At 29.5% G+C, this 13,113-nt stretch carries 14 protein-coding genes; all 14 read right to left on the bottom strand.

Annotated elements, in window-relative coordinates; genetic code table 4:
- Positions 1-74 precede the first annotated feature (74 nt).
- Positions 75-1,073 carry a recombinase RecA gene (gene recA, locus ACWXVJ_RS00980; protein ID WP_455966133.1) on the bottom strand — a complete coding sequence of 333 codons (999 nt, stop codon included), beginning with the start codon at positions 1,071-1,073 and terminating at the stop codon, positions 75-77.
- A 97-nt stretch (positions 1,074-1,170) separates the two neighbouring features.
- Positions 1,171-3,348, bottom strand: coding sequence for a phenylalanine--tRNA ligase subunit beta (locus ACWXVJ_RS00975; protein WP_455966131.1), 2,178 nt, complete (start codon positions 3,346-3,348; stop codon positions 1,171-1,173).
- A 20-nt stretch (positions 3,349-3,368) separates the two neighbouring features.
- Positions 3,369-4,307, bottom strand: coding sequence for a phenylalanine--tRNA ligase subunit alpha (pheS, locus tag ACWXVJ_RS00970; RefSeq protein WP_438340391.1), 939 nt, complete (start codon positions 4,305-4,307; stop codon positions 3,369-3,371).
- Positions 4,300-5,514 carry an AAA family ATPase gene (locus tag ACWXVJ_RS00965; protein ID WP_438340392.1) on the bottom strand — a complete coding sequence of 405 codons (1,215 nt, stop codon included), beginning with the start codon at positions 5,512-5,514 and terminating at the stop codon, positions 4,300-4,302. Before ACWXVJ_RS00965 ends, pheS begins: the two co-directional genes overlap by 8 nt.
- 128 nt (positions 5,515-5,642) lie before the next feature.
- The gene (gene rpsR, locus ACWXVJ_RS00960) at positions 5,643-5,957 is read right to left on the bottom strand and encodes a 30S ribosomal protein S18 (RefSeq protein ID WP_438340393.1); all 315 of its coding nucleotides are present in this window, start codon (positions 5,955-5,957) and stop codon (positions 5,643-5,645) included.
- A gap of 15 nt (positions 5,958-5,972) precedes the next feature.
- A complete protein-coding gene (locus ACWXVJ_RS00955; RefSeq protein ID WP_455966129.1) occupies positions 5,973-6,437 on the bottom strand; it encodes a single-stranded DNA-binding protein in 465 nt (154 codons plus the stop codon).
- Between the two features lie 29 nt (positions 6,438-6,466).
- The gene (gene rpsF / locus ACWXVJ_RS00950; RefSeq protein WP_438340395.1) at positions 6,467-6,895 is read right to left on the bottom strand and encodes a 30S ribosomal protein S6; all 429 of its coding nucleotides are present in this window, start codon (positions 6,893-6,895) and stop codon (positions 6,467-6,469) included.
- Between the two features lie 165 nt (positions 6,896-7,060).
- Positions 7,061-7,759, bottom strand: coding sequence for a ribonuclease HIII (locus tag ACWXVJ_RS00945; protein WP_455966127.1), 699 nt, complete (start codon positions 7,757-7,759; stop codon positions 7,061-7,063).
- Position 7,760: 1 nt separating this feature from the next.
- Positions 7,761-8,717, bottom strand: a complete 957-nt coding sequence (locus ACWXVJ_RS00940; protein ID WP_438340397.1) for an HAD-IIB family hydrolase — start codon at positions 8,715-8,717, stop codon at positions 7,761-7,763.
- Positions 8,718-8,801: 84 nt separating this feature from the next.
- Positions 8,802-9,428 (bottom strand): uracil phosphoribosyltransferase, encoded by a 627-nt coding sequence (upp, locus tag ACWXVJ_RS00935; protein WP_438340398.1) that lies wholly within the window; start codon positions 9,426-9,428, stop codon positions 8,802-8,804.
- 32 nt (positions 9,429-9,460) lie between these two features.
- The gene (deoC, locus tag ACWXVJ_RS00930; RefSeq protein ID WP_438340399.1) at positions 9,461-10,123 is read right to left on the bottom strand and encodes a deoxyribose-phosphate aldolase; all 663 of its coding nucleotides are present in this window, start codon (positions 10,121-10,123) and stop codon (positions 9,461-9,463) included.
- A gap of 27 nt (positions 10,124-10,150) precedes the next feature.
- A complete protein-coding gene (locus ACWXVJ_RS00925; RefSeq protein ID WP_455966125.1) occupies positions 10,151-11,446 on the bottom strand; it encodes a thymidine phosphorylase in 1,296 nt (431 codons plus the stop codon).
- Positions 11,446-12,162: a purine-nucleoside phosphorylase gene (deoD, locus tag ACWXVJ_RS00920; RefSeq protein WP_438340401.1), complete on the bottom strand. Its 717-nt coding sequence runs from the start codon at positions 12,160-12,162 to the stop codon at positions 11,446-11,448. The genes ACWXVJ_RS00925 and deoD overlap by 1 nt, the downstream gene beginning before the upstream one ends.
- 109 nt (positions 12,163-12,271) lie before the next feature.
- Positions 12,272-13,021 carry a DNA-processing protein DprA gene (locus tag ACWXVJ_RS00915; RefSeq protein ID WP_455966120.1) on the bottom strand — a complete coding sequence of 250 codons (750 nt, stop codon included), beginning with the start codon at positions 13,019-13,021 and terminating at the stop codon, positions 12,272-12,274.
- Positions 13,022-13,113: the final 92 nt, after the last annotated feature.

The raw sequence follows: 13,113 nt of genomic DNA, 5'->3' as shown, positions 1-13,113 counted from the left end.
GTTTTAAATTATATATAATTTAACGTTTTTTAGGTTAAACAAGTCTTTATAAGTAAACACATTTTTAATAAACATTAGACATTGTTTAATTTTTCAATGACCTGATTATAAATTTCACTATAGAGTTCATTATTTGTTTGTAACAATAGCGATAAATTAATTTGACCTTGGGCAATATTTTGGCCATTATAGTTATATCATGAACCTTTACGAGAAATAATCATAAATTCCTCTGCTAATTGAATAATCTCATTAACCCTAGATACACCTTTTGAAAATACAATTTCAATTTGTGCACTTTTGTATGGTGGGGCTAATTTATTCTTAACAACCTTACATTTAATTTGATTCCCCGTTATATCACCGTTGCTAGTTATATTTTGTGACTTTCTTACCTCAAGCCTAATCGAGGAATAGAACTTAAGCGCCTTACCGCCAGTTGTAGTTTCTGGATTACCAAACAATACTCCAATTTTTTCCCTTATTTGATTAAGAAATATAATCGTTGTTTTATTTTTAGATAATGTACCGGTAATTTTTCTTAATGCTTTCGACATTAATCGAGCTTGAGCACCAATTGTTTGGTCTCGCATTTCACCATTTAGTTCAACTTCTGGAACTAATGCGGCCACTGAATCAATAACAATCAAATCGACTGCACCGGTTTTGGCTAATCTGTCAGCTATTTCTAATGCCTCTTCACCGGAATTTGGTTGAGCTAGAATTAAATTTTTAATATCGACGCCAAGGTTTTTAGCATATATTGGGTCAATAGAATGTTCAGCATCAATAAAAGCAGCAATACCGCCATTCCTATGAATTTCGGCAATTGCATGTAATGCTAATGTAGTTTTTCCACTGCTTTCAGGACCAAATATCTCAACAATTCTGCCTCTTGGTCATCCACCAATTCCGAGAATATTATCAATGTTTAAAGAACCGGAACTAAAAGTTTCTGGAATTATGTTAGGTTCTTCTCCTAATAACATAATTGATTCCTTACCGAATTCTTTTTCAATTTCCTTCAAAATTTGATCAATATTAACAACCTTTTTTATGTTTGTTTCATTCATATTTTTGCCTCCACTAATATTTTGCAATACTCGCTTTTAAAGTAGGGTATTTTAAGGAAAAAATAGCGAAAACAGATGAAAAAAATATAAATTTGAATTATTTAGAAACAGCAAAAACTTGCTCAAGTTTTTTAATTGCTCAATCCTCAATTAAAAAGGAAAATGTAACATTTTTAGTATCATTATTTTTATAAAAAGTATCAATAATTTTGTATGAATAAATGCCCTTTATTGACTTAATTTTTTCAATGATTTTTTCAACAGTTTCGTGTTTATTCAGTTCAAAAGTAATATCCCTTGTTTTTATAGGTTCATGTCGATAATTAATAAAAGTATTAGAATCATTTAATAATTTATCAAGCATTATTTCTGCAAAAATATAATCTGAGTTAATAATTTGGGGATGAATTTTAGCTATATATCCAATCATTTCTGACCCTAGATAAATAACACATGATGCGTTGGGATGAAAAATTGTGCTATGTGTTTTTTTAAACTCTAATTGTTTATTAGTCAATGACATAACATCTTGTTTAATTTCAGCAAATGATTTAATATTTGAACAAAGACCCAAAATATTCATTTTGCGCCCGATCATTCCGATATCAAAATAAGACCCTTTTTTAAAACCTTGTTTCTCATTATGAATAGCCACCTCATTCAAACTATGAATAAATGATAGACGAACCTGCGAGTGATCATAATTTTTTGCATCCACTGCATTCAAAATTTCTCTGATATTAAAAGGGTCGAAAATATTTTCCTCAGGTTTTATTAGTGTATATGTTCTAACATTTGAATAATTTTTATTTGCTAATGTTCTATAGTATTCATAAACGTTGTTAATATCATAATTTAATCTTGTTATTTTAGGTTGTTTTAGTGGAAAATTATCATAACCATAAAATCTAAAGACCTCCTCAACGAAATCTTGCAAAGTATTTAAATCATAGCGATAAGTTGGAAAAACAACAACTGATTCATCATTTTTAAATTTAAAATCAAGTTTAGATATTTTTTTCATTACCTCATTAAACTTTTTAGTTTTATTAATTGAAAACCCTGCGCATTTATTCAAATATGATTTATCTATTAAGATGCTCTTCTTGTGGGTTTTGGGAACATTGATTTGATGCGAGTAATCAGTTAAATATTGAGCTAAAAAATTATAAGCCAAAATCAAAGAGCCATCCGATATCTCACGGCTTGCACGCATTGATGAATTTGTATTTAATTTGATTTGCTTAGCATTTTTTCTAACACTCATAATATTAAACGAAGCAAGTTCAAATATAACCTTTTGAGATTCTTTCTTAAATTGATATTGTTCTAAACCTATAGTAGCAGCAATAGATATAGGCGTTTCATTATTAAATACACAAAGTGCATTTTTTAATTCAACTTCTTTATTACCTAAAATATTTAGCTTACCACTATAATAATCAACATTAAACACATTTGATTGTAGGTCTTCTTTATTATAAATATGACATGGGACGCCGGCAAATAAAAGCACTAAGTTGGTAAGGTCTACGGCATTATTGAATGTTTTAATGTTATGTCTTCATAATAGCATTTGTTCTTGTAATGAACATCTTAAATTGCTATTAGACGCTTCAACCAATGAAAAAGAATGAGTATCATTTAACTTTTTGACCTCAAATGAAGAAATCAAGTTAGGGTTTGCCTTTTTTGGTCATTTTATCTCGGTATCAAAAAATGCTGCTAATTCTCTAGCCATAACAAGATAACATTGTGCATCAGCACGGTTAGAAAGAATTGAAACTTCAATCATATAATCATCTAAATCAAAATAGGTTATTGGGTCGATATTTAAATCTATTTTATCTAATTGAAATATTTGATTGCCAAATTCCTCTGGAATTACATTCGAATTAAAACCCAATTCATCCAAACTCACAAACATACCTTCCGAAGTAATGCCTTTCATTTTTCTTGGAGCAAAGATAATTTCTTTACTTCTCGAACCAGGAACAAAGGAAAGAACATACTGACCTTTTTTCATATTGGTTGCAGTTGTTTGAATAATAGCTTTATGTCCGTCACTATATTCAACCTCGCACACTGTTAAACGATCGGCTTGAGGATTCTTGTATGTATTTGTAACATGACATATTTTTATACCTTCAACATCACTGAATTTATAATATTGTTCCACTTCAAAACCAATTGAATTTATTGCTTCAACAACATCCTCGATAGTATGAGTTTGTAAATTAGCTAGTCTACATAATGTTTTAAATGAAAAAATCATATTCTTAACTCCTTAAACCTCTATTTAAATTGATTTAAAAATCTTTTATCATTAGTATATAACTCTCGAATGTCTTCAATACCATATTTAATCATTGTAATTCTCTCAATTCCAATGCCAGCTGCAAACCCGTTCATCATATTAGTATAACCAGCAGATTTTAAAACTTTATCATTTAACATGCCTGCCCCCAAAACCTCAATTCATCTATTTTTGAAAAAAATATCAACCTCAACACTAGGTTCTGTAAATGGAAAATATGATGGGCGAAGCCTAATTTTTATGTCTTCCTCAAGTACATAAGAAAGCATTTCTTTCAATGTATACATTAATGACGCAAAGGAAACATTACCCACGCTCACTAAATCAAGTTGTGTAAATTGATGAGTATGTGTTTTATCTTCTTCATCATTTCTATAAACCTTACCAATGGCAAACTGTGAAAATTCCTTATTAGCAAATTTCTCAAGTGCACGAGCGCTTATTCCTGTATTATGTGTTCTTAAAAGCTCATTATTATTTAAATATAAGGAGTCCTGCATTTCTCGCGCTGGGTGTGATGCAGGAATGTTTAAATTCTCAAAATTATATCTATCATTTTCAATTTCAGAATAACTTAGCTCAATATAACCATTAAATAAAAGCCACTCTCTAAATTTTTGAGAAACAAGATTAACGGGATGAATTGAACCTTCATTTTCAACAGGAGTGGCATAATCCACAAAATCTTTTTCTAGTTGTTTTTGGATTTCTAAATTATTAAGTTTATCCTTTGCTATATCAAAAAAGTCTTCTGCTTGTTTTTTTAATTCTTGAATTTTTTTACCTATTTCTGGTTTTAGTTCCTTAGAGGCTGTTTTTAATTGCTCCATTAATTGTTTTAATTCAGGAGAATTATTAAATTGATTTTTAATATTTTTTAAGTCTTCTAAATTATTGATTTTATCCAAATTAAACATTATTGTTCTCCTTTTTTTTAACTATTTCTCAGTATTGTTTAACTTTCTTTTCTCAACCTTGGCCTTGATATTCATATGTCTTTAAATTTATCAATTCATTAGGCAGATATTGTTGCTGGACTCAATGATAAGGATAATCATGAGGATACTTATATTTCTCTTTTTTAAAACTTGCAGACAAATTAAATTCCTTAAGATAGTAAGGAGGCTGATAAATTAAATTACGTTCCAATATTTTTTTAGTTTGTTGTATAGCAAGATATCCTGAGTTTGATTTGGGGCTCAAAGAAATATTAAGAATTGCAAAACCAATCGGCAAATAACCTTCTGGTAATCCTAATCGCTCGAAACTTTCAATTGCTGCTAGCGTTTGTGGGCCGACCATTGGATTTGCTAACCCAACATCTTCATAAGCAGCGCATAACATTCGACGAAATAAATCGCTAGTGTCCCCAGTTTTTAAAATTAATAGCCCTCAATACAAAGCAGCATCAGGATCGGAACCTCGCAATGACTTATGAAAAGCACTTAGCAAATCATAATGATTATCGGCATTATTATCACTTGCAAAATTTATTGAGGGGACCAACTCTTTAATTTTTCCCAATGTAATATTATCACTTGTGCTAAGTTTACTTATAAGATCAACAATATTTATGGCTCCTCGAAAATCGCCGTTAGCCTGTGTGGCAATAAAATCTTGTATTTCAACATTTTTTAATCAGTCGAATTGCATTTGTATAGATATCTGTTGTAGTCTTTTTTTAATATCTTGTTGCGTTGGAAAATCCATTTCAATAATATGAGTTCTTGAACGCAATGCTGGTTGTATTTTAAAATAAGGATTTTCAGTAGTTGTGGCATAAATGGTAATAAAACCGTCTTCTAAGTAAGGCAACAAAATATCTTGTTTATCTTTATTCAATCTATGCAGCTCATCAATTATTAAAATGTCGTTATTTTTGATTTTTGTAAGTAAATCATCCTTCTTATCAATAGCAGCATTAAAAAAATCATAATTAACATTCATTTGATTAGCAAGAATTGAAGCTATTGTAGTTTTGCCACAACCTGGTTTACCATAAAAAATAAATGAAGAAAGGTCTTTATTTTTGATTATAGAATTGAAAAGGTTTCTTTTAATTTTTGAACAAACAAAATCATCTAAATTATTAGGGCGCAACTGATTAGATAGGTTTAATTTCATATTACTAATTATAATTGAAATTAAAAAACTATAAGAATATTCTATGATGGTGTTTTAAAAGCAACTCTCATTCAATTTTACCAATAAAAAAGCGCACACTTTCGTGTGCACTTATTTATAAAATAAATTTATTTTGTTTCCTGTGTTGTAGTATCAACCACTGGTTTTGGGGTTGCTTCCTTCTTAACAAATTCTTTTTTAACTGGACCAATATAAGGCAAAATAGCAACTAATCTTGCTCTTTTGATTGCCAATGCTACCGCTCTTTGGTGTTTAGCACATGTTCCAGTTATTCTTGAAGATATAATTCTTCCTTGTAGATTTACTAATTTTGATAATAGTTCTTCATTTTTATAATCAACATAAGCAACAGGTAATTTATTTGAACAAAATTGACATGGACGTTTACGAACGAATAATTTCTTACGAACAATTCTCGCCATTTTTTTCTCCTTTATTTAAAAGTCTCAACTCAAACCATCTATGGCATCATCAACATCACTTGTATGTTCCGCAGATGGTTGTTCACTAGTTGGAACCTTGTTATTTTCTTCATTGGAAATGCTAAACTCTTTAAAATTATTTTTTCTTCTAGCCTCAGTAACTTCTCGCGATTCAAGAGATTGTATTTTATCAGCACTAACAACATAATTATTAATTAATTGCCCATTTTGATCAGTTGTTCTTGTTGATTGGAAAGTTCCCTCAACTAGCATCAACGACCCTTTATCTAAAAATTTGTTAATAAATGATGCATTGCTTCTTCACGCTACGCATGGAATAAAATCCGCAACAGGTTCAGAGTTAGGCGTCGAATATGTTCTAGTTACAACGATTGTAAACCTTGAATATTCAACGCTTGAAGCAGTAATCCCCTTATATGGCTTTGAAGCTAGTCTTCCGACTAAAATAACTTTGTTCATAACTTTTGCCTCCAATAAAATAAAATTAACTATTTAGCCACTGGTTGTTGTTTTTTAATGTATGGTCTTCTTTGCTCATTTCTTCTATCATTTGATGTTGCTTCTTTGTTTTCATTTTTATCAAATGATCTTCTATTTTCAAAATTTCTTTTTGTAAATCTTCTTTGTTTTCTTGGCTTCAATCCTTTTTCTGAATTTAAATTAATAATTAATGATCTAATAATTGACTTATCAATATTAAATTTTCTTGTTAATTCTTTTATTAATTCAGGTTGTGCACTTGTTAAAATCAAGAAATATGTTGCACGTGTTAATTTGTTAATTGGATACGCTAATTCAGTTCTCTCTAATCTTTCGAATTTTGTGTTTTTTTCATCTAATACTGAGAATACTAAATCTTTAACACTTTCTTCTGTTGATGTAGGGTTAACTAGAATCATAATTTCATATTTTGACATTATAGTTCTCCTTTTGGACTTTTGGGCCTTTATATTTGGCCAAGGAGTCTCACCCTTTTGTTAATAATTTTTTAAAATTAAAATATTTTAACCTAATTATTTTACTAGAAAATATAGGGATTTTTTCAATATATAAATTTTATGGTTAAGTTACACAAAACACAGCTATTTTTCTAGTTCTTCAAGAATTTTCTTTGTCGTTTTAAATTGAAACTTTGCGACGTTATATAACTCAGAAATCCCAAATTTCTTCACAAAACTAACTCCTTGTTTAATAACCAAATCGCTTGCTCCAAGTATAAAATCAAAGCCATCATAATTAGCTTTTTGAGCTTCCATCTTTTTAAGAAGAATATATCTTGCTAAAATGGAAGCGCAAGCCACGGATAAAAATTTATCCTCAGCTTTTGTTTCTTGTACCAAACTAATTCTCTCAAAAATATTCTTCTTGATAAGATTCTTATTATAAAGGGTTGCTATATGCTCATTGAACTTATTCAATGTTGTATATTGGTCAATAACAACTTTTTTATTATTTTTTACAATATTCTGCAATCTATCAATTGAATTCATATGAATAAGAGTTTTAACTGCATTATTATTAATTCCAAACTTAATCAAGTTATTATAACCCTTCTGGCTCATTGTTGTATCCTTAAACAAAACAACATTATTTTTAATAATGTATTCAGCAATCCCCATTATCTTAGAATCACTAAGTTTTTTACTATCCTTAACGCCAAGATTTTTAATTAATTGAATATTTTCTTCCGGAATAAAACAAGCAACTGAAACAATAGGAGCAAAATAATCGCCTACTCCCGTTTCATCAACGCCAATATAATCAGAATCTTTTGTCATCATATTATTTTTCGTCTTTATTATAAAAATTATCGGCTTTTACAGTTTTTAAATTCTTCTTTGATTCGTTTTTTAGGTTCTTAGCCATTTCAATATATTTATCTGGATTATCTAAAAATTCATCAATAAAGTATCCAACAGCTCCTTCTTTATTTGTTTGAGGCATCACAACTGTCGAAACCTTCTTAATTGCTTGCTCAGCGTTCGCAGGGCAAACTCCCACATTACCGATTTCATACATGCTCAGATCGTTATATGAATCTCCCATTACAATGGTATCGTCAATATCAATGTTGTAATATCTCATCATTAAAGAAATAACCTTACCTTTATCAACTCCAATAGATGTAATATCAAAAACAGGGCTTAATCCTTCACCTTTTGATCAAGATGAAAATTCGCCAAGATCTCCATATCTTCTTTTTAAATATGTTAACAAATCAAGAACATCAGTTGTAGGTTGACAATCAAAAACTATTCCTGTTGGTTTTAAGGGTAATTTTTCCAAATTTATTGATTCGCGGAATTTTGTAGCTTGATTAAAACCAAAGACCTTCTCTAGGTTCGGATCTCTATGCATTAATTGAACTCAGTCCGGCCCTTCAATAGCATAATTTGAAATTTCTTTTTTAACTTTTTGATCACCTAAAATGTATAAAACCTCATTCAAATCAAGATATGTTATTGTTGGTATAAAGAATGGATCTGCAGGATTATGTATATGAGCTCCATTATAATTACCCACAATAGCGTTTAATCCAAGTTTTTGATAAACCGGCATTGTGCTTCTTCATGGTCTACCAGTTATGATAGATACAATATGTCCTTCCTTAATAGCTCTCTTGATTGCTTCTTCTGTTTTAGGGTGAATAGTTCCAGCACCAGAATCTGCTAACAATGTACCATCAAGATCAAGAGCAAATAAAAATCTTCTATTATTTGATTCTTTATTAAAAGCCATTTTTTTCCTTTCTTCAAAATTTAAATATTTATTTTCTTTAAAAATAAGGTAGAAAATAGAAAATGAGACACATAGTCTCTCTTTCTATTTCTTTGTTCCAAAAATACGGTCACCAGCATCTCCTAAACCAGGAAGAATATAGTTATTTTCATTTAATTCTTCATCTTTTGAAGCTAAATAAATATCTACATCAGGATGCTCAATATTAACCTTGTTAATCCCTTGTTCAACACCAACCAAACATATAAGTTTAATGTTTATAAAACCTTGTTTTTTTAATCTACTAATAGCATCGCAAGCCGATGAACCTGTTGCCAACATTGGGTCAACAATAATTACATAGCTATCTTTCTCAACATTAGGAATTTTAAAAAAATACTCAACTACTTGTGTGGTTTCCTCGATACGATACATTCCAATATGACCAACTCGAGCTTGTGGTACTAAATCTAATATACCATTAACCATACCAAGACCAGCACGCAATATAGGAATAATAACAATCTCCTTATCCAATTGCTCGCCATGAAAAATTGAACCTGTTGGTGTTTTGACCTCTAACGGCTTAGTTTGATAATCTCTTAACATTTCATAAACCATTAAAGATGCTATTTCATTAAGATTTTGCCTAAACTCATTATGAGTGGTGTTTTCGTCTCTCATCTTTGTCAACTTAGCATTGATAAGAGGGTGTTGAAAAATTTTTACCATATTTTGTCCTTACTTATTTGTTAAATTTTTAACTAGTAATTTGAACTATTATCTACTTTACCTTCGATAATTGTAACTGATTTTGAGGTACCTAGTCTATTAGCGCCTAATTCAACCATTTTTAATGCATCATCCTGTGATTTGATTCCACCAGATGCTTTAATTAATAAATTATCCTTAGCGACTTCCTTCATAATTTTAATATCTTCAAAACTTGCTCCTCTATATGAAAAACCAGTTGACGTTTTAATAAAATCAGCACCTGATTGTAATACTATTTCAGTTGCTTTAGCAATTTCTTCATTTGTTAGTAGTGCTGTTTCAATAATTACTTTTAAAACTTTATTACCACAAACTTCTTTAATTGCTTTAATTTCATTAAGAACATATTCATATTGTTTGTCTTTAAAACGCCCAACATTCATAACCATATCAATTTCATCTGCGCCGTGTTCAAGAGCGATTTTTGTTTCAAAAACTTTAACACTTGCAACGTTATATCCTAATGGGAAACCAATAACTGTGCAAATTAAGACATCAGTATTTTTTAATTGTTCTTTTGCGTATTTAACATAAGAAGGCGCTATACAAACAGATTTAAAGTCATATTTTTTAGCCTCTTCTATTAATTTATCTATATCTTTTGTTGTTCCTGCTTGACCAAGGAAGGTATGATCAATTAACTTATTTAGCATTTTTTTCTCCTATTTTTTGTTTTTTAATTACATTAATTTAGTTAGAACTTCTTTGGTTTCAAAAGGTTTTGAACCAAACTCAATTTTATCTATTAAATCATTAGATAGCTTTTCATCGATTGGTTTAGATGAATATAAAGTAAATAAAACATCACCTTTTTTAACAAAATCATTTGTTGTTTTATTTAAATAAACACCAGCATCAAAATCAATATTATCCTCTTTTTTGCTTCTTCCAGCGCCAAGTTTCATGGCCACTAATCCAAATTCAATAGCTGAATTAATTTTTAGATATCCTTCATTTTGTGAAATGATTTCAAACTTATATGTTGGATTAAATCAATTAGATTCATAAACTTCATCAACATTTCCGTTTTGCGCTTTAATTCATTCATTGAATTTTTGCAATGCTTTACCATTAGCGATAACTTCTTTAATCATTGCTCTGGCATGTTGCTCATCTTTAGCATTATTTGAAATAGTAAGCAATGTAGCACCCGATGAATATATAATTTCGGTAAAATCTTTAGGACCCATACCTTTTAAAGTATCCACTGCTTCGAGAATTTCAATTTTATTACCAATAGCACGGCCAAGAGGTTTCTCCATATTTGTAATTTCAACTGCAATCTTTTTGTTTAATTTTTTACCTATTTCAATCATTAATTTACCAAGTTTTTCAGCTTGATCAATATTTTTCATAAATGCCCCATTACCACATTTAACATCTAAAAGTATACAATTTGAACCTGTTGCTAGCTTTTTAGACATAATTGATGAAGCAATTAAGGGTATGGATTCTACAGTGCCTGTAACATCACGTAGTGCATAAATCTTTTTATCTGCTGGAACTAGTCTCTCATTTTGTCCTACTACTGCAATGTGATGTTTTTCAACAACAGTCTTAAATTGATTGTCCGTTAGAGATATCGTATATCCGGAAATTGATTCAAGTTTATCCAATGTTCCGCCAGTGTGTCCTAGGCCACGGCCAGACATTTTAGCAACTGTAAGACCAAGCGCCGCTAGTATTGGACATAAAACAATACTTACCTTATCTCCAACTCCGCCCGTTGAGTGTTTGTCAACAATAGTTGTCTTTAAATATGATCAATCAATTGTGTCACCTGAATTTATCATTGCATTAGTTAGATACGATGTTTCTGTTTCATTTAATGAATTTAAACGAATTGCCATAAGAAGGGCTGAAGCTTGGTAGTCAGGAATATTTCCATTAACATAGTTTTCAACAAAGAATTCTAATTCTTCCTTTGTTAATTCTTCTCTATTAGCCTTCTTATTTATGATATCAATTATTCTCATTATTGAAAATCCTTAGCAAGTGCAAGAGCAATTTTCATCATTCCATTAAATGAATTTTGTCTTTCTTCACTAGTTGTAAATTCATTTGTAACTAGATTATCAGAAATTGTTAATAATGTTGCAGCTTTTTTGTTTAATCTTTCAGCAACAGTAAATAAACCATATGCTTCCATTTCTGCACAAACCGCACCACCAGATGTTTCAATTCTTTCGCTAATAGTTTTTTCTGTATAAAATGCATCTTCACTTAAAATTCTTTCAAAATGAACATCCATTCCCAACTTTTTAGCATAATCTAAGATCAATTCATTCAAGTCATGACTTGGTATTGCGATATTATTTTTATCTCCTTTAATAATTGAACTTCTAAAAGCTGTACTTTCGCTATATGCAGATGATGCAAGAACGATTTCATAATTTTTTAATTCTGCTTTAAACGATCCTGCTGAACCAATTCTAACGATTGCTTCAACACCATATTCTTTAAATAGTTCATATGCATAAATTCCGATTGATGGAACACCCATCCCGGAAGCGCACACAGAAACTTTGTTTCCTTGATAAAAACCAGTATACATTAAGACATTTCTTACATTAGAAACTAATTCAACATTTTCTAAGTAATTATCAGCTATATACTTAGCTCTCAAGGGATCACCAGGCATTAAAACTAACTTTGCAAACGCATTTTCTTTAGCATTTATATGAGGTGTCATAAAATCTCCTTTTTTCTTATTTTTTTCTTATATATTTCCATATTTTTAATTACATTAAAAATTTTATTACAAAATTAGTTTTTAATTATCTTTATGATATATAAAAGTCCTAACAAATTTGATTATTATCATTTATAAGTGTAGCCCCCTCATTAATTAAATCAATATTTTGATCTTCACTTAAATGATCTCTAAAGAGTAAGCATTGCACATCTTTACCCTGGTCAAGAAACTCATTAATTGTTCCGTTATATTTTTTTTCCAATGAAGAAAGCAAAATTATCTTTTGACATAAACAAGCGTTAATTCTTTGTCTACTATAAAATGCATTTTTAGTTATGTGATATTCACTAGGATATTCGGATATAATTAAACAGTTATCATTTAAAAATTCTTTTAAATTTAAATTGTTTTTAGCATATTCAATTCCACATGGAAGCAATATAATAACCTTAAAATTACGCTTCAAAAATGTTTTTAGGATTTTTTGCTCTAATCCAGTCCAATATAAATTAATAAACACGCTATCATTGTCATTTTTGTATTTTTCTATATATTCAATTATATTTTTAGTTTCATATGATCCTGTTAAGTAGATGCATTGTTGCCTATTGCTTTGTTTTAAGATATTAAGATTTCCTTCATAAAATAACACAAATGGTGGCTTAGTTATATTTAAAAGTTGTTTAGGGTATTCATCATCTAAAATAGTTATAATTTTTTTATTTTTCTCATGAATTTTAAATTTAAATGTATCAAATTCTTCTTCTTTAATTTCTTCCTTATTTTTTATTGCCTTATAAACATCATTTCAATCACCTTTGTATTTAAATATAAAATATAATAGTATTTCGTTCATTCGTCCTCCACATATAAACATAATATGCTAAGAAGATGATTTCTTCAACCAAATTGGGAAAAAACAGTGAAAATAAAAAGACACAAAAATGC

It is taken from the genome of Mycoplasma sp. 773, from assembly GCF_053851515.1.
The sequence above is the reverse complement of the archived record's forward strand: the minus strand, read 5'-3'. Positions and strand labels throughout refer to the sequence as shown.